General features: G+C 45.0%; 21 protein-coding genes. 9 read left to right on the forward strand and 12 right to left on the reverse strand.

Going from position 1 to position 19292, the window contains the following annotated elements; all coding sequences use genetic code 11:
• Positions 1-78 precede the first annotated feature (78 nt).
• Entirely contained in the window at positions 79-1662 is a 1584-nt protein-coding gene (locus ACMXYT_RS13005) for a cation:proton antiporter (RefSeq protein WP_415911527.1), read from the forward strand.
• Positions 1663-1732: 70 nt separating this feature from the next.
• Here the strand turns inward: ACMXYT_RS13005 and rpmG are convergent, their stop codons facing one another.
• The 3 genes from rpmG to radC all read right to left on the reverse strand — a co-directional run bounded on the left by rpmG (position 1733) and on the right by radC (position 3036).
• Positions 1733-1900: a 50S ribosomal protein L33 gene (gene rpmG / locus ACMXYT_RS13010; RefSeq protein WP_415885565.1), complete on the reverse strand. Its 168-nt coding sequence runs from the start codon at positions 1898-1900 to the stop codon at positions 1733-1735.
• An 11-nt stretch (positions 1901-1911) separates the two neighbouring features.
• Entirely contained in the window at positions 1912-2148 is a 237-nt protein-coding gene (rpmB, locus tag ACMXYT_RS13015) for a 50S ribosomal protein L28 (protein ID WP_415885566.1), read from the reverse strand.
• A 213-nt stretch (positions 2149-2361) separates the two neighbouring features.
• The gene (gene radC, locus ACMXYT_RS13020; RefSeq protein ID WP_415911528.1) at positions 2362-3036 is read right to left on the reverse strand and encodes a RadC family protein; all 675 of its coding nucleotides are present in this window, start codon (positions 3034-3036) and stop codon (positions 2362-2364) included.
• A 215-nt stretch (positions 3037-3251) separates the two neighbouring features.
• Between radC and coaBC the strand changes: the two genes are divergently transcribed.
• The 5 genes from coaBC (at position 3252) to ACMXYT_RS13045 (ending at position 8343) form a co-directional block, all read left to right on the forward strand.
• Entirely contained in the window at positions 3252-4484 is a 1233-nt protein-coding gene (gene coaBC, locus ACMXYT_RS13025) for a bifunctional phosphopantothenoylcysteine decarboxylase/phosphopantothenate--cysteine ligase CoaBC (RefSeq protein WP_415911529.1), read from the forward strand.
• 42 nt (positions 4485-4526) lie between these two features.
• Positions 4527-5915, forward strand: a complete 1389-nt coding sequence (locus tag ACMXYT_RS13030; protein ID WP_415911530.1) for a phosphomannomutase/phosphoglucomutase — start codon at positions 4527-4529, stop codon at positions 5913-5915.
• Between the two features lie 65 nt (positions 5916-5980).
• Positions 5981-6880, forward strand: coding sequence for an acetylglutamate kinase (gene argB / locus ACMXYT_RS13035; RefSeq protein ID WP_415885571.1), 900 nt, complete (start codon positions 5981-5983; stop codon positions 6878-6880).
• A gap of 9 nt (positions 6881-6889) precedes the next feature.
• Positions 6890-7483 carry a nucleoid occlusion factor SlmA gene (gene slmA, locus ACMXYT_RS13040; protein WP_415911531.1) on the forward strand — a complete coding sequence of 198 codons (594 nt, stop codon included), beginning with the start codon at positions 6890-6892 and terminating at the stop codon, positions 7481-7483.
• A 77-nt stretch (positions 7484-7560) separates the two neighbouring features.
• Positions 7561-8343: a sulfite exporter TauE/SafE family protein gene (locus ACMXYT_RS13045; protein ID WP_415911532.1), complete on the forward strand. Its 783-nt coding sequence runs from the start codon at positions 7561-7563 to the stop codon at positions 8341-8343.
• A gap of 4 nt (positions 8344-8347) precedes the next feature.
• Here the strand turns inward: ACMXYT_RS13045 and ACMXYT_RS13050 are convergent, their stop codons facing one another.
• The 4 genes from ACMXYT_RS13050 to gpmI all read right to left on the reverse strand — a co-directional run bounded on the left by ACMXYT_RS13050 (position 8348) and on the right by gpmI (position 13265).
• Positions 8348-9193 carry a divergent polysaccharide deacetylase family protein gene (locus tag ACMXYT_RS13050; protein ID WP_415911533.1) on the reverse strand — a complete coding sequence of 282 codons (846 nt, stop codon included), beginning with the start codon at positions 9191-9193 and terminating at the stop codon, positions 8348-8350.
• A gap of 1 nt (position 9194) precedes the next feature.
• Positions 9195-10496, reverse strand: a complete 1302-nt coding sequence (locus ACMXYT_RS13055; protein WP_415911534.1) for a S41 family peptidase — start codon at positions 10494-10496, stop codon at positions 9195-9197.
• A gap of 19 nt (positions 10497-10515) precedes the next feature.
• Positions 10516-11517, reverse strand: coding sequence for a murein hydrolase activator EnvC family protein (locus tag ACMXYT_RS13060; RefSeq protein ID WP_415911535.1), 1002 nt, complete (start codon positions 11515-11517; stop codon positions 10516-10518).
• A 197-nt stretch (positions 11518-11714) separates the two neighbouring features.
• The gene (gene gpmI, locus ACMXYT_RS13065) at positions 11715-13265 is read right to left on the reverse strand and encodes a 2,3-bisphosphoglycerate-independent phosphoglycerate mutase (RefSeq protein ID WP_415911536.1); all 1551 of its coding nucleotides are present in this window, start codon (positions 13263-13265) and stop codon (positions 11715-11717) included.
• A 227-nt stretch (positions 13266-13492) separates the two neighbouring features.
• Here gpmI and ACMXYT_RS13070 point away from each other — a divergent pair, with 227 nt between their 5' ends.
• The 3 genes from ACMXYT_RS13070 to secB are packed head-to-tail and all read left to right on the forward strand — an operon-like array spanning position 13493 to position 14686.
• Positions 13493-13906: a rhodanese-like domain-containing protein gene (locus ACMXYT_RS13070; RefSeq protein WP_415882194.1), complete on the forward strand. Its 414-nt coding sequence runs from the start codon at positions 13493-13495 to the stop codon at positions 13904-13906.
• 8 nt (positions 13907-13914) lie between these two features.
• A complete protein-coding gene (gene grxC, locus ACMXYT_RS13075; protein ID WP_415911537.1) occupies positions 13915-14172 on the forward strand; it encodes a glutaredoxin 3 in 258 nt (85 codons plus the stop codon).
• A 22-nt stretch (positions 14173-14194) separates the two neighbouring features.
• On the forward strand, positions 14195-14686 hold the full coding sequence (gene secB, locus ACMXYT_RS13080; RefSeq protein ID WP_415882196.1) for a protein-export chaperone SecB: 492 nt from the start codon (positions 14195-14197) through the stop codon (positions 14684-14686).
• Between the two features lie 62 nt (positions 14687-14748).
• Here the strand turns inward: secB and ACMXYT_RS13085 are convergent, their stop codons facing one another.
• The 5 genes from ACMXYT_RS13085 to glnL all read right to left on the reverse strand — a co-directional run bounded on the left by ACMXYT_RS13085 (position 14749) and on the right by glnL (position 19149).
• A complete protein-coding gene (locus ACMXYT_RS13085) occupies positions 14749-15630 on the reverse strand; it encodes a M14 family zinc carboxypeptidase (RefSeq protein ID WP_415911538.1) in 882 nt (293 codons plus the stop codon).
• 52 nt (positions 15631-15682) lie between these two features.
• Positions 15683-16033: a hypothetical protein gene (locus ACMXYT_RS13090; protein ID WP_415911539.1), complete on the reverse strand. Its 351-nt coding sequence runs from the start codon at positions 16031-16033 to the stop codon at positions 15683-15685.
• 66 nt (positions 16034-16099) lie between these two features.
• On the reverse strand, positions 16100-16570 hold the full coding sequence (trmL, locus tag ACMXYT_RS13095; protein ID WP_415911540.1) for a tRNA (uridine(34)/cytosine(34)/5-carboxymethylaminomethyluridine(34)-2'-O)-methyltransferase TrmL: 471 nt from the start codon (positions 16568-16570) through the stop codon (positions 16100-16102).
• 79 nt (positions 16571-16649) lie between these two features.
• Positions 16650-18083 (reverse strand): nitrogen regulation protein NR(I), encoded by a 1434-nt coding sequence (gene glnG, locus ACMXYT_RS13100; protein ID WP_415885582.1) that lies wholly within the window; start codon positions 18081-18083, stop codon positions 16650-16652.
• Positions 18067-19149: a nitrogen regulation protein NR(II) gene (glnL, locus tag ACMXYT_RS13105; RefSeq protein ID WP_415911541.1), complete on the reverse strand. Its 1083-nt coding sequence runs from the start codon at positions 19147-19149 to the stop codon at positions 18067-18069. Before glnL ends, glnG begins: the two co-directional genes overlap by 17 nt.
• Positions 19150-19292 lie beyond the last annotated feature (143 nt).

Consider the following 19292-nt stretch of genomic DNA (forward strand, 5'->3'; position numbering starts at 1 on the left):
TAAGGGTCTATCTCAATGCCGACGTTAGTCAAGCTATGCTACATTCTAGGTCTAATTTAGTAAGGTGATTTGTACTCAATGGATTTTATCTGGATCTTATTTGCATTCGTCTGCGGTTATACACTGCGATTGATTGAGATGCCCCCTCTTATAGGGTACCTATTTGCAGGTTTCTTCCTGCATTTTATTGGTGTTGAACCTGTAGATAGTTTACAAACTTTGGCTGACCTGGGTATCACCTTGATGCTTTTCACCATCGGCCTTAAATTAAATGTAAAAGATCTATTAAAAACCGAAGTATGGGCCAGCACCCTGTCTCATATGACCCTATGGACTCTTTTAGCCGGCTCCGCTTTTTTACTGCTCGCAACCCTTTCAATTCCGTACTTTTCAGATCTAGATCTTAAATCTGCCGCATTGATCGGTTTCGCCCTTAGCTTCAGCAGTACCGTATGTATCGTGAAGCTCTTAGAAGAAAGCGGAGAAATGAAAACCCGACATGGTCAACTCGCTATTGGCGTTTTGGTTATGCAAGATATTGTTGCCGTTCTGTTCCTTGTGGCAGCCACGGGGAAGATTCCATCGATATGGGCCCTAGGCCTGTTCGGCTTAGTCTTCATTCGCCCTCTACTTAATCATTTACTCATGCGTGCTGGTCATGGTGAATTGTTGCCTTTGGCCGGCTTCTTCCTAGCACTAGGTGGTTATGAACTCTTCAGCCTAGTAGGCGTGAAAGGTGATTTAGGTGCACTAGTCTTCGGCATGCTACTCAGCACTCACCCTAAAGCCAGCGAGCTAACAAAGTCACTCTTAAGCTTCAAAGACCTTTTCCTGATTGGCTTCTTCCTATCCATCGGATTCACAGCTTTACCTGATTGGTCGATGCTGGGCATGGCAGCTATCCTTGCGGTTCTAATTCCATTGAAATACATCATGTTCTTTGGGATTTTCACCCGTTTAAATCTGCGCGGACGAACCTCTTATCTATGTGCCTTAGCACTGAGTAACTTCAGTGAATTCGGATTAATTGTTGCTTATCTTTGTGTAGATAGCGGCTGGCTAAGTAAAGAGTGGCTCGTTATTCTAGCGCTTGCTGTTTCACTGTCATTTATCCTGACCAGTGTAGTCTATCGATCTGCTCACTCTTTCTATTTACGTCATAAAGAGAAGATTAAAAGTTACGAATCAGACACACCACTTCCAAGCGATATTTTTGTTCAGCCGAAAGACTCTGAAATATTGGTGATTGGACTTGGCCGTGTCGGCAAAGGCGCGTTCAACGCCCTACATAGTATTGTTGGAGACAAAGTATGGGGGATGGATGCAGACCGCAGCCGTATTCAGAAATTTCAACAGAAAGGGCTTCACGTCTTCTATGGCGATGGTGAGGATGCAGACCTTTGGTGCAATATGGACGTCAAAAACATCAAGCTAGTCTTATTAGCATTACCATCAATTGAAGACAGTCTGAACATTGCAGAACAGCTACATAGCGCCAACTATCCAGGAGAAATAGCAGCGATTGCTCGTTTCCCAGATGAACATAAACAGCTGGTAGACGGTGGCATTCATACGGTATTTAACTTCTACACAGAAGCGGGCTTCGGTTTCGCTGAAGAGAGTTTACAGTTAATCAACCACCCTAAGGCAGCCGCAGATTAATCTGCGGCTGCTACACAGCGGACAATAAAAAACCCAGCCTAGGCTGGGTTTTTTATGAAAAGAAAATCAATTACTTGATTTTAGCTTCTTTGTACTCAACGTGCTTACGTACTACTGGATCGTACTTTTTGAACACCATCTTTTCAGGAGTGTTACGCTTGTTCTTGTCAGTAGTGTAGAAGTGACCTGTGCCAGCAGAAGAAACTAGCTTGATCTTTTCGCGTGCGCCTTTAGCCATGATTCAGCTCCTTAAACTTTGATGCCGTTAGCACGAACTTCAGCTAGAACTGCGTCGATGCCTTTTTTGTCGATGATACGCATACCTTTAGAGGAAACACGTAGACGTACGAATTTGTTTTCGCTTTCTACCCAGAAACGGTGCCAGTGCAGGTTTGGAAGAAAACGACGGCGTGTTTTACGCTGTGAGTGGGAAACATTGTTTCCTGTAACTGGACGCTTACCAGTTACCATGCAAACTTTAGACATATTATAAAGCCTTTAAAATTAAGGGTTACGAATCTATCCTTTATTCTCTTTTTTTATTGAAACGGCGTAAGGAAAAGCCTCTGTACTCTCCAGAGTCCAAACCGTTTCTCAGGCGGAGCGTCCCGTAACTAGACAAGATACCGTACCGGAGTATGGATAGAAGGCCGCGAATTATACACAAGAGCATACACATTCACCAGCACTTAATAACTTTTATAATAATCCTCGCTCAGCAAACGAAACGATCTCAAGATCCCCAACTATCATATGGTCTAAAACCCTAACTTCGATCACCTCCAATGCGTTTTTAAGTCGTTCGGTTATATGCTGATCAGCCATACTGGGCTCAGCAACACCCGATGGGTGATTATGAGCAAGAATGACCGCGGCAGCATTATGTTCCAATGCTTTTGCGACAACCTCTCTAGGATACACTGCTGCTGCGTTAATCGTGCCGAAGAATAAGGGTTCATATTTGAGTACGCGGTGCTTATTATCCAAAAAGAGACAAGCAAACACCTCTCTTTGATGATGACGCAGTTGAGAAGCCAGATAGTTTTTAACCTGCTCCGGTCTCTCCATCGCATCGCCTTTTTCAATAGAGGCTTGAAGATGCCTGCGACTCATTTCCAATACGGCCTGCAATTGAACAAATTTTGCGGAACCTAAACCATGCGCAGCACAAAATGCTTTTTGATCACTTTCAAGAAGTGCGCGCAAAGAACCAAATGTAGTTAATAGATCACGAGCCAGATCAACTGCACTTTTCCCTTTTACCCCTGTACGCAAAAAGATAGCTAAGAGTTCGGCATCTGACAGCGCAGCCGCGCCTTGAAGTAAAAGTTTTTCCCGAGGCCGTTCGGCTTCTGGCCAATGCGAAATAGACATAAGAAGTCTCCATTTTATCTCTTCTCTATTTACCTCATACGGAGCACAGGCATTCAAACATTGAGAAGAGTCATCATCCTTGATGAATTGCATTAATTTAACGCCATACAATCTACGAAACTTTACTCGAAAATGGTATGGTATCGATCCTTTTTATTTCCGCGTCATTTATATTCAAGACGCTACAAACGCAAAGATTACAGTAGTTAGCCAGTATGCAGAGACTTACTAACAAACAAATTATTCTTGGAATCACCGGCGGTATTGCAGCTTATAAAAGCGCAGAGTTAACTCGAATCCTCAAAGGAGCCGGTGCTGAAGTTCGCGTTGTAATGACAGCCTCTGCAACCGAGTTTATTACCCCCCTGACTTTACAAGCACTCTCAGGCAATCCCGTCCACCAGCATCTTCTGGATGCTGAAGCAGAAGCAGGCATGGGGCATATTGAATTGGCCAAATGGGCTGATTTGATCCTAATTGCACCAGCAAGCGCTAACTTTATGGCTCGCTTAGCCTCAGGCCAAGGCGATGATCTACTTACAACGATCTGCCTAGCGACAGATGCACCTATCTGTTTAGCCCCTGCAATGAATCAAGCGATGTGGCGTGACGAGGGCACACAAAAGAATGCAGCAACACTAAAATCTCGAGGCTTTAAGCTGTTTGGACCTGGTATAGGTGAGCAAGCCTGTGGCGATACTGGCCCAGGCCGTATGCTAGAACCGACAGAAATAGCAGAACTAACAGCAGCCCAATTTGACCGGGGTAGCCTGACAGGTAAAACCGTCTTTATTACCGCAGGTCCTACACGTGAACCATTAGACCCTGTGCGATATATATCCAACCATAGCTCAGGAAAAATGGGCTACGCTCTTGCAGAAGCTGCAATGGAAGCGGGTGCTAAAGTTAAATTAATTAGTGGCCCTGTAAATCTTCCTGCACCGGCTCGCATTGGCAGAACGTCAGTGGAAAGCGCCGAAGAGATGCTTAACGCCTCTCTGGAAGATCTCTCTTTATGCGACATCTTCATCGCAGCGGCGGCAGTAGCAGACTACCGCCCTACGGCTATAGCTGAACAAAAAATAAAGAAAGGCTCAGAAGAGATCATGGAACTTCATCTGGTTAAAAACCCAGATATTGTTGCCACTGTAGCGAATAGTTCACCAAAACCATTTACGGTGGGTTTTGCTGCAGAGACACGTGATGTTATCAGCTACGCCAAAAGCAAACTTGAGCGTAAAAACCTCGATCTCATCATCGCAAATGATGTTTCTCGCTCAGATATTGGTTTTAACAGCGACGAAAATGCGGTTACGGTTATTTCAGCGACAACAACTGAAACCTTACCCCAAGCCTCTAAGCGCCAGTTAGCCAGCAAGCTGATCGAAAAGATTGCAGCTCAGTATCATGGAAGTGCAGTAACGGAAAAAGAGATCGAAACTGCATAACTTATTTTGGATTTCAAACTTTGTGAACATTAAAGGATTAACATGCGTTACCCTCTAAACTCTCTAGACCACGCAATTTTCCGTGCTTACGATGTCCGAGGCATTGTCGGTTCCGCTTTAACAGATGATACGGTCTACCACCTAGGCAGAGCTTTTGCTGCCGAAGCAAAATCACAAGGTGTTGAAAACGTTAATGTTGCTGCCGATGGCCGCTTATCCAGCCCGCACCTTAAACAACTATTTAGTGAAGGTTTAATGGATGGTGGCTGCAAAGTTATAGATACAGGCTATGTACCAACCCCTACCCTTTATTACGCAGCACATCAGGATAGTCAATGCACCGGCGTAATGATCACTGGTAGTCACAACCCTGCTGATTACAACGGCTTTAAGATGATGATCGACGGCCACACATTGTCTGGCGATGAGATCCAAGCTCTTAAAACACGTATTATTGAGCAAAACTACTCAGAAGGTGAAGGCTCTAAACGCGATTTAGATATCCGTGAAAGCTACCTTGAGCGCATCCTTTCGGATATCAAACTAGATAAAAAGCTAAAAGTTGTTGTCGATTGCGGTAACGGCATTCCAGCTGAGCTAGCGCCTAAGTTAATTGAACAACTAGGCTGTGAGATTATCCCGCTTTACTGTGAAGTCGATGGCACTTTCCCTAACCACCACCCTGACCCGGGCAAACCTAAAAACCTGATCGATGCTATCGCAAAGGTAAAAGAAACGGGTGCGGATTTAGGCCTAGCATTTGACGGTGATGGCGATCGCGTAGGCGTAATCACTAACGAAGGTAATATCGTATATCCAGATCGCATCATGATGCTGTTCTCTGAAGAGATCCTTAAGCACAACCCAGGCGCAGAAATCATCTTCGACGTAAAATGCTCACGCCTACTCGCCAAAGTAATTACTGAAGCTGGCGGTAAAGCGACTATGTGGCGTACAGGCCACTCTTTGATCAAACAAAAAATCAAAGAAACCGGCGCACTGCTTGGCGGCGAAATGAGTGGTCATATCTTCTTTAAAGAGCGTTGGTACGGTTTTGACGATGCGCTATACAGTGCAGCACGTCTGCTTGAAATTTTAGCAAATACAGATCAAACCGTTGAAGAGCTATTCGCTCAATACCCTGAAGATGTAAGCACACCAGAGCTAAACATCACGGTTACCGACGAAAATAAATTCGATATCGTCGCAGCCCTTCAGGAAAAACACTTTGAAGGCGGTACTGCCAACCATATTGATGGTGTACGCGTCGACTACCCTGATGGCTGGGGCTTAGTTCGCGCATCCAATACAACACCTGTGCTTGTTCTTCGTTTTGAAGCAGAAACAAACGATGCGTTAATGCGCATCCGAAACGATTTCGAGCAAAAACTACATGAAGTGGATAGCAGCCTCGTTATCCCACACGAATAAAGCCCAAACGGCAGGAGTGCACCGATTAAATCGGTGCACTCATATAATAATTTTAAGGAAAGACTATGCCTCTAACACGTAAAGATGCCATGACTACCGCTCATGTATTGAGCGAGGCTATGCCATATATTCAGCGCTTTGTCGGCAAAACCATTGTCATCAAATATGGCGGTAACGCCATGATTGATGAAAAGCTGCAAAACAGCTTTGCCCGTGACATTGTGATGATGAAGCTGATTGGTATTAACCCAATTGTTGTTCACGGAGGCGGCCCGCAGATCGGGCAACTGTTAGAAGATCTGAAAATCGAATCACACTTTATCAACGGTATGCGCGTAACCGATTCCAAAACCATGGATGTTGCCGAAATGGTATTGGGCGGCACGGTTAACAAGCAGATCGTAGGTCTGATCAATAATAATGGCGGCCAAGCTATCGGCTTAACAGGTAAAGATGGTCAGCTTCTACGTGCTAAAAAACTACGTGTTGAGCACAAGACTCCTGAAATGGAAGCACCGGAAATCGTAGATATTGGTCATGTAGGCGAAGTAGAAAGCGTTAACGTTAAAGTCTTAGATATGCTGGTTAACTCCGACATCATTCCAGTGATTGCACCGATTGGCGTGGGTGAAGACGGCGCGTCTTACAACATCAATGCAGACCTAGTTGCCGGTAAAGTTGCTGAAGTACTGCAAGCTGAAAAGCTGATTCTATTGACCAACATTGAAGGTCTAATGGATAAAGACGGTAATATCCTAACTGGCCTAACAACCAAACAAGTAGATGATCTAATCGAAGATGGCACTATCTACGGCGGGATGTTACCTAAAATCGGTTGTGCATTAAGTGCAGTTAAAAGCGGCGTAAACAGCGCTCATATTATTGATGGCCGTGTAGAGCACTCCTGCATGCTGGAAATCTTTACCGATGAAGGTGTTGGTACTCTGATCACCAACCGCGGATAAGGACGAACCATGAGCGAAACAGTCAAAGTATCCCGCCGCGAGCAAATCTTACAAAGCCTTGCTCGCATGCTGGAAAACCCAGGGCAAAAAATTACGACTGCTGCCCTCGCTAAAGAAGTAGGTGTATCCGAAGCAGCACTTTATCGCCACTTCCCAAGTAAAGCACGCATGTTTGAAGGCCTAATCGGCTTTATCGAAGATACAGTGTTTAGTCGTGTTACTGCGATCACACAAGTTGAACCGAGCGCAATCAAACAATGCGAGCAAGTACTTACTTTGGTATTAGCATTTGTTGAACGTAATCCAGGCATGGCACGACTGCTTACAGGCGATGCTTTAACCGGTGAAACAGATCGCCTAAGACAGCGTATCAATCAATTCTTCGAACGCTTAGAAACACAGATCAAACAGATCTTGCGCGAAGCAGAAGTTAAAGAAGGCTTACGTACTGAAACAACTGCTGGAGCAACTGCCAACTTGATGCTTGCGTGTTGCGAAGGTCGTATCCGTCAATTCGTAAGAACAGAGTTCCGAAGAACGCCGACCGAGCAGTGGAGCGAGCAATGGCCGCGCATTGCTGCCGGCGCTTTCCGTCCAGCCTAATTGACGTTTGGCACAATGATTCTTTAAGGGGAAGCTAGCTTCCCCTTTTTTATTCCTACGGAGCCACCAGCACAACTATGGATCAACTTATTGAACACGGCGGATTGTTTGTTCTCTCATTTTTCGCCAATGCCTTATCAGCAATGGCCGGAGGCGGAGCAGGCTTACTGCAACTCCCAGTACTGCTATTCCTTGGCTTAAGTTTCAATACAGCACTAGCCACCCATAAAATCGCCAGCGTAGCACTAGGTATTGGTGCAACCATTAGACATCTGCGTGAAGGCAAACTGGACTATAAATTCTGTGGATTTATATTGCTATGCGGCCTGCCCGGTGTGGTTATCGGGGCTGATATCATCATCGATATCCCCGAAGGTTGGACAATACTCAGTTTAGGCCTGTTAACGACTGGATTAGGCATCTATTCCTTCCGCAAGAAGGCGCTTGGACTTACCGCGGACCCACGTAACAGAGATCGGTTAGGGCTTATCATTGGGGGCGGTGTACTGTTCGTTATTGGTGCCTTAAACGGCTCTTTGACTTCAGGCACTGGCTTATTTGTAACACTCTGGCTCGTTCGCTGGTTCGGTCTAGACTACAAAACGGCCGTCACCTATGTCTTGATTCTGGTAGGATTGTTCTGGAACTCCACCGGCGCTATTACCGTAGCACTGCAAGTCGACCCTCGCTGGGAATGGTTACCTGCACTGCTGATCGGCGCCACGATCGGCTCGTACACAGGTGCACACTTAGCCATTACTCAAGGTAATCAGCTGATAAAAAGAGCATTCGAAACGCTCACAGTTTTGGTAGGGATAAAACTGACGGGTGATGGGATCGGAATATTAATGGCTATCTAAAGCCTTAATGTTTAATCGCTACAGGTAAAGCTTGGCAGTGTCCTTCGCTACGATCGCAAGGCTCCACTTTCGGTTGAGCCATTAGCAACTGAGTACGAGATCGAATATTAAGCAACTCAGAGGCCGACACTAAGCGGATACCTAATTGCTCGAGAATAGGCAGTGCTTCAGATAAATACTCAACAGTTGCTGGATAAGGGTGTCCTATTACGACAGCATGCCCCTGAGTCACAGCTAAACTTAAAGCTTGTTTGAACTGGTTGTGGATATAATTCCAATTCTGCTTATTATCTAAAAAAACATCCCTTACTAGGTAGGGTATCTGGTACTCATGGGCTACCTTCCAAGCCACACTTCGGCCTGTTGTCACACTATCGATAAAGAAGATATTACGCTGCTTTGCCACAGCCATAATCTCTTTCATCTTTTGACGGTTTTCAGTCAGAAGGCTCCCCATATGATTGTTCATTCCAACTACATGGGGAATCGAATCCAAACTATTATGCAGTACCTGCTGAATCTCTTGCCTAGACAACTGCTCAGTTAACGCGCCAGGCCCTAGACGAAGTCCCGCTTTATTTTGCATTGGCGCATGCAATATAACCTCTTTTCCCTGCTTGTATGCTATTTCTGCTAAATCATAGGAGTGTGGGGTATGGGGCAGAAATGCATAGGTAATCGCACCAGGTAGGTTGATCGCAGCCAAACCTTTTTTACGGTTATCACCAATATCATCAATAACAATTGCCATCACCGGCTGGTTATCTGTAAACACTGGGTCGGCATAACTCGGACTAACTAAAGCACCTAAAGTAATGACCGCTGAGCAAATCCGCCTAAAAAGCTGCATATCACTTACGCACAATTGCCAGAGCTTTGAGCAAGTTTAAAGCTTCGTACAGCTGATAATCTCTTGCTGCAAGATTATCTTTTTTCGCTTCTTCCGCAGCCTTCTTATCACCATTTTCAAGATGGCCACTTAGATCTTTTTCTTTCAAATATTCAGGGCCGCCTTCGCGTAGAGTTAACTCAGCATCATTAACTTCAATATCTGGTTTGATGCCTTGCGCCTGAATGGAACGACCATTAGGGGTGTAGTATCTAGCCGTAGTAATTTTCAGCGCACGCTCTTTTGTTAAAGGCAGAACCGTTTGAACCGAGCCCTTACCAAAACTATCGACCCCCATAATAACTGCACGTTCTTGATCTTGAAGCGCGCCTGCGACAATCTCAGAGGCCGATGCCGAACCACCATTGATCAAGACAACAAGTGGAAGCTCTGGCAGTAAAGTATCGCTAGTCGCGCTAAAGCGCTGTTCAGATTCAGCTAAACGACCTTTGGTATATACGATCAATCCATCCTTTAGGAAGGTATCACTGATATCCACAGCGGCCTGTAACACACCACCCGGGTTATTACGCAGATCCAACACCACACCTTTCAGCTCATTTTTCATCAAACGTTTAAGGTGTTTGTTAACTTCTTTGCCTGAATCCACTTGGAATTGGGATACACGCAAGTAGCCGAAACCCTCATCCAACATGCGACTCTTAACACTCGCTACTTGAATAATGTCTCGTACCACTTCAATTTCTAACGGCTTTTCTTCGCCTTCACGCACAATCGTTAGAATGAGCTTACTGCCAGGCTTACCACGCATCAGCTCTACAGCTTCGCTCAGCGGCATGCCTTGTACCGGTGTATCATCCAGCTTAGTAATCAAGTCTCCCGCTTTAACCCCGGCACGCTGAGCGGGCGTATCATCAATTGGCGTGATAACACGAATAAAGCCATCTTCAGAGCCTACTTCGATGCCTAAACCACCAAATTCACCACTGGTATTGGCTTGCAGACTCTCAAACTCATCGGGTTCTAAATACGCAGAATGAGGATCTAGCCCTGCGATCATGCCTCGCAGAGCATCTTCAAGCAGACGCGCATCATCCACAGGCTCAACATAAGAGGATTTAATACGCTGGAACACTTCGGTGAATAATCGAAGTTCATCTAGAGGTAATACTTTTTCGTCTGTAACAGCAGGTGTATCTGCAGGCTTCGGATCCGCTGCATGAAGTGGGAAAGAGACAAGCGAACTAACAACCATACCAAGCAAGGTACGTTTGAACCCGCCCGAACATAAAACTGACTTCATAATTTCTTCCCTAATAATGTTAGCGCTTCAACCAGCTTTTTGGATTGCTCGGCTTACCTTTATAACGAACCGCAAAATAAAGACCTGTTTGAGTACGGCCCCCACTCTGCCCTGCCGTTGCGATAGTATCACCCGCGGCTACCCAGTCGCCTGTTTCTAATAACAAGCTTTGATTATAACCATACAAACTCAGATAACCGGAGCCATGATCAATAATCAATACTAAACCATAACCTCTAAGCCAATCTGAAAATACTACGCGCCCATGATGAACCGCTTTTACAGGCTGAGCTTCTTGCGCCTGAATCCAGATTCCATCATAGCGGATATTATTTCTGACAGTACCATAATTCTGCTTTACCTTACCTTTTAACGGCCAAGGCAGCTTACCTTTTAATTGTTTAAAGGTTTTATCGTCTTTAACAAGCGTGGCGAAGTTTAAACTTTTCTCAATTTCAGTCAGCACCGCACGTAAACGCTTTTGGTCCAGCTTGAGCTGCTTAAGTTTCTTTTTGTCTGTGGAGAGGGCTTTTGTTAGCCGAGCAAGGGTATCTTTTCGCTTCGCTTGAGAGGCCCTCAGAGCAGTGACCTCTTTACGTAATTCTTCGCGCTTGAGGACCATTTTTTGCTCGGTATCGGTTAACTCTAATTCAGTTCCGGAAAGATCCGCCAGTTTGGTTTTGAAAAGAATTAGGTCCTGGCGCAACTCTTCATTAACGAAGTCATAATAGCGAATAGCTCGATCTAAAGTTTCAGGATCTCGCTGAGTAAGCAGTAGCTGTAGGCGCGCTTGGTTGCCCATTTTATACTGCTGGGCTATCTGTTTAGCGATTAGTTCAGAACGTTTCTTAAGCTCGACTTTTAAAGCATCTCGCTTCTTTTCAAGGGAATCAGCGTGAGAGCCAAGACCACTCAATTGCTTATCCAGTGATTGGATCTGACGGGCTAACTTGCCAATTTTGACTTCACTGTCACGGAGTTCTTTACTCAATTCACGAGATTCACCCTCTTGCGAACGCATGTTTTTTTGCAAGGAAGCTATACGTGAATTGAGCTGCTTTATCTGCTTTTCAGTTAATGCTTGTTTGTCCTCTGCTAGCACCACAGATGACGCAAGCAAGCTAAACAGTATGAAAATAAAGGCAGGTAAAGATCGCACCATAATTTTTCTGCACAAAATAAAAAGGGATAAACGAGTTATCCCTTTTTAAAGCCTCTTTAGAAGGATGCTAAAGATCTGCCTGTCATTTCAGCAGGCACTTCAATGTCCATCAAGGACAGCAGGGTTGGTGCTAAATCACACAGCGCGCCGTCTTCTAGCTTAAGATTTTCTGCACGTGGGCCATCGTAAATCAACGCCACTGGCCAGATTGTGTGAGATGTATGAGGCTGGCCTGTTTCTGGGTTAACCATCAACTCGACATTGCCGTGATCAGCTGTGATCAATGCTTCACCACCGACTTCGCGTAGCGCTTCTAGCACCTGTTTAACGCTGTCATCAACAACTTCACAAGCTTTAACAGCGGCATCAAATTTACCGGTATGGCCAACCATATCACCGTTCGCATAGTTACAAACGATCAAGTCATACTTACCACTTTTAATCGCTCCAACTAACTTTTCAGTCACTTCCGGCGCACTCATTTCAGGCTTCAAATCATAAGTAGCAACATCTGGAGAAGGAACCAAAATACGATCTTCACCTTCGTAAACTTCTTCCTGACCACCATTGAAGAAGAAAGTCACATGAGCATATTTTTCAGTTTCAGCAATACGCAGTTGGGTTTTGCCCAAACCAGATAGGTATTCGCCGAGATCATTTCGAATAGCTTGCGGAGGATAAGCGCAGGCAGCATCAATATCAGATGCATACTGAGTCATCATTACATAGGCAGCTAGCTCTGGAGCTTTTTCACGTGTAAAACCGTCAAAGCTCCCACCTTCAGTAAATGCGCGAGTAATTTCACGGGCACGGTCTGGACGGAAGTTGGCACAGATTAGCGCATCACCGTCAGCAACTAGGCCTTTCGCTTCGCCAGAAGCATCAGTAATTACGGTTGCTTGAACAAATTCATCATTCTCGTCACGTGCATAAGCTTCATTCAGCGCTTGAATAGCAGATTCAGCTTTGCAAGGCGCTTGACCAATAGTCATTGCATCGTAACCGTTCTGCACGCGATCCCAACGGTTATCACGATCCATTGTAAAATAACGGCCCGCGACAGAAGCAATGGAACCCACACCGAGTTCGGCTAGCTTCGCTTCCGTACGTTGAATCGATGGCTCCGCAGAACGTGGCGGCATATCACGACCATCAAGGATGGCATGAACATAAAGCTTTTTCGCACCACGTTTAACAGCCATCTCTAACAGCGCAAAGATATGTTCTTCATGGCTGTGAACGCCACCTGGAGATAACAAACCCAAAATGTGAACCGCTTTGTTTTGTGAAATGGCAGCATCCATCGCGTTCACAAGCGTTTCGTTTTCGAAAAAATCACCATCTTCAATCGCTTTGGAGATACGCGTGAAGTTTTGATAAACCGTGCGCCCTGCACCAATGTTCATATGGCCAACTTCTGAGTTACCCATCTGTCCATCCGGCAAGCCAACAGCCATACCTGAAGTTTCGATTCGAGCATTTGGATTATCAGCAAGTAGTGCATCCCATACAGGCGTATTAGCTGCCTGAATTGCTGAAGATTCTGAACTTTCTACACCGTAACCATCAAGGATGATCAAAGCTTTTGTCGCGCGCGTTTGTGTCATATCTGTAGGATTCTGTTGCAACGGTTATAAAATTGCCGCCAATTTTACTTGGAAAGCCCCTTTAAGGCTAACGATTGAAGGCCCGAAGCAGAATAATTGCCACTAAATAATCATTTTCACCTTATCTTCCCCTTATACCGTCAAAAATCGCGAGGTATACTATTGCTCCTCAATCGTCGATCAACAGTTTTTAATGGTCTTCAGGTAAGACCTTATTTGGATTAGAAATGGATCAATTTATCGAATTTATCGGCAACCACCCATTCTTGGTTGGTGCTTGGCTTTTAACTCTAGTGATGTTCGTTCTTTATGAACGTAGTAAAGCAGGCAAAGCCGTTACTCCGGCGCAAGCAACAAACCTAATCAACAAAGAAGACGCAATCATCGTTGATATCCGCCCTAAAAAAGAGTGGGCAACAGGTCATATCACCAATGCAAAGCACATCCCTCTTTCTGATTTAGATCGTCGTATGGACGAGCTAACCAAGTACAAACAACGCCCGATTATCGTTGTATGTAATTTAGGTCAGGCAGCGAGCGCTGCTACTCGCAAACTTAAGGCTGAAGGCTTTGAAAATGCAGTGCGCTTATCTGGCGGCATGACCGAATGGAAAGGCCAAAGCCTTCCGATTGTTAAGTAATAATCGCAATGAAAGAAGTTACCATCTATACAACCGCGTGGTGCCCGTTCTGCATCCGAGCAAAAATGCTGCTGGATCATAAGAGCGTTCCTTACACTGAGATTAAAGTCGACGGCGACGCAGAAAAACGTCGTGAGATGACAGAACTCAGTGGAGGTCACACAGTGCCGCAAATTTTTATCGGCGAAACACCTATTGGCGGTTGCGATGATATGTTTGCCCTTGAACGTCAAGGCAAACTCGACACCCTACTTAGTGCAAACTAATTTTTAAAAATAAGGATAAATCATGGCTGAGAACGATCAGAACACAGCGTCCCAAGAAGAACAGCAGGGACCTCAGTTTGCGGTACAACGCGTATACATTAAAGATGCCTCTTTTGAATCTCCAAACGCTCCTGAAATTTTCATGAGCCCATGGCAGCCAGAAGTTGGCCTAGAGATGAACACTCAAACTGCTCAGCTAGGTGACAACGCTTTTGAAGTAACTCTAACGCTAACAGTTACGGTTAAAAACGAAGACAAAACTGCATTCCTAGTTGAACTACAACAAGCAGGTATCTTCTCTATCGCTGGTCTAGGCGAGCAAGAGATGCACCACACACTAGGTGCTTTCTGCCCAAGCATCCTGTTCCCATATGCACGTGAAGCAATTGATGCAATGGTTGTTAAAGCTAGCTTCCCAGCACTAATGCTTGCTCCAGTTAACTTTGATGCACTATATGCTCAACAGATGGCTCAAGCTCAGCAAGAAGCTGCTCAAGGCGAAGCTCAGCACTAAGCTGATCGTTGTCGCATAAAAAAACGGAGCTTTAGGCTCCGTTTTTTTGTTTTTGGATCTATCTATTTGGATGATTCAGACGCAGCCAACTCACTGCGGTTGCGTTTCGATTTATACTTCAACCAACCCACCAAATCTGTCCACATCTTATCAATATCCTTTTTCGGCGGCATGATCCCAGCATATGGAAGCTCAATGGTTACTACAGGTATATTCTTAACAAACCAGCCATAGTTGCCTAAAGAACCCGGGTATGTCCCTAACTGGCGTAGGTGCAGCGGTCCAAGTTTACGCGGCGGTTGAATACCACCGTCAAAGTCCAAAATACCGTGCGGCGCATGTACAGAGACAATTACCGTCGGCTTGTACTCATCAATCAAATTGTGGATAACACGACTTTCAGGCTCACTTAAAGGCGCATGCCCAGGAAAATAACGCAAACGCTTTTTCGCACTTTTTTGCCAATGAGCTAAAGGCTCAGGAAATTCTGGCGCTGGGGTAAAGTTTCGATTCAGATCAACCTTATTAGCATTCACTCGGCTAGATTTACGCTGCAATAGGCCATCCGGATTCACAACCGGTAAGAAATACCAATCGTAAGCACCACTATGATGTTTACGCAAGGTATTCAGCCATTTAAAGGTTACGCTAACACTGGAGTACTCATCACCATGGATACCACCAATAAATAGGACCCTTGGTGCGCCTTTATTCTCATCCGAAGCCTGAAAGTGCGCCTCTAAAATTGCACGACCCTGGACCGAATAAAAACGAGGTGGAAGATAAGGATTACTTAAACATTCATTAACAGAAACACTGGCTAGCTTTTTACCAACCTGTTTACAGACACTTGTCACCTCTTCTGGGTGATTCGTTCCATGAGTAAAAGAAGAGATTAAAACTAAAAAACTCCCAAGAAAAAGGGAGCTATATTTTTTCCACATATGCTTTCCGAACAACACTCTTAACTGTACATTTATTAATCAGCAGCGCATTCTAGCATGATTTTAAGGAAAGACTTTGCAGAATTTCATCAGCACGGCCTAATTCAAGGACCTGCTGCAATGAAGCCGCTGGCAACGGCACAATACTTACAAGCGAGCTTGCTGGAATAAGAAATTGACCTTCACTGCTAGACTCTAATTGATCAGAGATCAGAACTACCGGAAGCTGTTGATTCTTAAGTGTTTGGATATTTACTTGCTGATCAAGCCGACCTAACAGCCATACTGCACGCTTCCTATAATCGGTAACATGCAGTTTAAAAACCTCACCCGCCTGCTCGGTTAAATAAGCTTCAATCTTTGTCACTATGAAAGCGTGCTGCATAGAATTACTGACCGTCATGTAGTTCCTTTCACTATAGTCGTTATAGCAACATTTAAGTATCTATATGTAGAACCGCTTTTAAAACTAACTATCGATAGCGCCTTCAAACCCCAGTTGACGCCATGCTTCATAAACAACAACAGCGCTAGCATTAGAAAGGTTCATACTACGACTCGCCTCTTTCATCGGCATTCGCAACCACTGTTCGCTAGAGAAGCTCTCTCTCACTTCAACCGGCAAACCTCTAGTTTCTGGCCCCAACAACAAAACATCGCCCGCTTGGTAATCCGCTTTGGTGTAGCAAGTTTTACCTTTTGTGGTTAACGCCCAAACCTTTCTAGGCTGTATTTCAGCCAGACAGGTGTCTAAATCAGGGTGAATTTTAACTGCAGCAAACTCATGATAATCCAAGCCTGCACGACGTAACCGTTTATCATCAAAGTCAAAACCTAAAGGCTCCACAAGATGAAGATGAAAACCTGTATTGGCACAAAGCCTAATAATATTGCCGGTGTTTGGCGGTATTTCAGGTTCGAATAAGACAACATGAAGCATAAAAAATCCCCGCAGATTAAAAGCTGCAGGGATTATATATGAAATCAAAAAACGAGGTTATTACTGTATAAGTAATAACTTAGGCAACTTCCTGATCATCACCTTTATCTTCATCCATACCCAATTCTTTGATTTTCCGCGTAAGAGTATTACGCCCCCAACCTAGAAGCTCTGCAGCATCGCGTCGACGTCCTGCGGTATGTTTGAGTGCAGTCTCAATCATAATTTTTTCAAAAGCAGGCACTGCGGTGTCTAATAGATTTCGATGACCAAGCCCCAACTGCTGATCAGCCCAATTGCGCAAAGACAGCTCCCAATCACCAGCCACAGCAGTCTCTGATTCACTACTCTGCATAAGCTCTGGCGGTAAATCATCGATCAACACTTCTCGCCCGGTCGCCATTACCGTCAACCAGCGACAAGTGTTTTCCAACTGCCTAACGTTACCCTGCCAAGCCAAATTACACATGTAACTTTCAGTGTCAGTAGCAAGTACTTTTGGCTCCACATCTAACTCTTCAGCAGCCATGTTGAGGAAATGGCGCGCTAAACGCGGAATATCTTCACGCCGTTCAGCTAACTTAGGTAGATGAACACGAATGACGTTAAGACGATGGAATAAATCTTCGCGGAAACGACCTTCAGCTACCAACTTTTCTAAATCCTGATGGGTAGCCGCGATAATACGAACATCAACCTTCACAGCGGTATGGCCGCCAACACGATAGAATTCACTATCGGCCAACACCCTCAACAATCGTGTTTGAGCATCAGCAGGCATATCACCAATTTCATCTAGAAAAAGCGTACCGCCATCGGCTTGCTCAAATCGACCACGACGAGCCGCTGCCGCACCGGTAAAGGCACCTTTCTCATGACCAAACAATTCTGACTCAATCAGATCATGAGGGATAGCCGCCATATTCAGTGGAATAAAAGGCCTATCTCTACGCGGGCTATGCTTATGCAGCGCGTGTGCAACAAGCTCTTTACCCGTCCCCGACTCACCATTAATGAGAACCGTAATATTGGATTGAGATAATCGACCAATCGCACGGAAAACCTCCTGCATAGCAGGCGCTTCACCAATAATCTCTGTACCTTCTTCAGCAGCTTGCTCAGCTACCTGCTCTCGTTGCTCAATCGCATGCGCCAAAGCGCGTTTGGTTAGTGCAACAGCATCATCTACATCAAACGGTTTTGGTAAATACTCAAATGCACCACCCTGATAAGACGCAACTGCAGAATCTAAATCGGAGTGTGCCGTCATAATAATGATCGGAACTTGTGGATGAGTTTCTTGAATTTTCTCCAGCAACTGCAGTCCATCTGTTCCCGGCATGCGAATATCACTAATAATCGCATCAGGCACTTCACGCTCTAGTTGAGCCAATAAAGCATCTGCACTATCAAAAACTTCGGTTTGAAGCCCTTCTACTGCCATAGCTTTTTCAAGCACCCAACGAATTGAACGATCATCATCGACAATCCAGATTTTACCTGACAGGTTCATGACTTATCTCCAAAGGTATGAATAGTTGAAATTTAGTTTCCCCTGGCTGAGTTTCGCACTCAATCAATCCTTGATGCTGATTGATGATCGATTGTGCAATCGACAAGCCAAGGCCGGTTCCTTCTGCACGCCCGCTTACCATAGGGTAGAAAATCTTACTAAGTATCTCTTCTGGGATACCTGGGCCGTTATCTACAATTTCGACGCTACATACCAAACGGTGTTTTTCAGCGCCCAATGTAATTTGACGGAAAGCCCGTGTTTTAATCTGAATGGTTGGCTCAACAGTTCCTGCACCCTGCATCGCTTGCATACTGTTACGCAGGATATTTAATATCGCTTGGATAAGCTGCTCTGCATCACCTGTAAACTCAGGGATACTAGGATCGTAATCTCGCAATAGGGTTACAGAACCCTTAGTTTCAGCCTCAATAAGCTGGCAAACACGTTCGAGTATGGCGTGGATATTAACGTCTTCAAGCTTAGGTAACTTACGCGGCCCCAACAGACGATCAACCAAGTTCCTTAAGCGGTCAGCCTCTTCAATGATTACGCGGGTATAATCATGTAAGGCAGGATCTGGCAGCTCTCGTTCTAGCAATTGCGCGGCACCACGAATTCCACCCAAAGGATTCTTAATTTCATGTGCCATGCCACGGACTAGAGATCTGGCAGTATCATGTTGAGTTAGAAGATCCTCTTCACGCTCGATTCTCATCAAACGGTCTCTCGCTTCTATCTCAATCAGGAGCTGTCGACCACTCAACCAGAACAAAGGATTAATCGAATAATCCACCGTTAGTACACTGCCACTTTGAGTCACCAATTTAGCTTCACGGCGCGTGTAAGGATGACCCGTCTCAATACAAGCACGCAGGTCTTCAATGCCATGTTCCTCTGGTGAGAACCACTCCGCCACAGACACTTGAGACAAACGACGCAAACTCGCCTCTAACAGCATCTCAGCTGCAGGATTGGCATATTCCACATCAAGGTTGCCATCCAGCAGAACCACCGCTGTAGAAAGGTTTTCTATTATCTGTTTATGAAAATCTATTACTGGCATCGACCTACACTCTTTTACTTAAGTTTACTTCTGCAAAAAGTAAACCAAGTTTTACCACTGCCCTAAATTGCTCTCAGGCAGCACCATTACTGTCTATTCTAATATTGAGTGTAGCTGCTTAAAAATGATGGCGCACCATTTTA

The sequence above is a fragment of the Neptuniibacter sp. QD37_11 genome, assembly GCF_047778105.1.
Classification (GTDB): Bacteria; Pseudomonadota; Gammaproteobacteria; order Pseudomonadales; family Balneatricaceae; genus Neptuniibacter.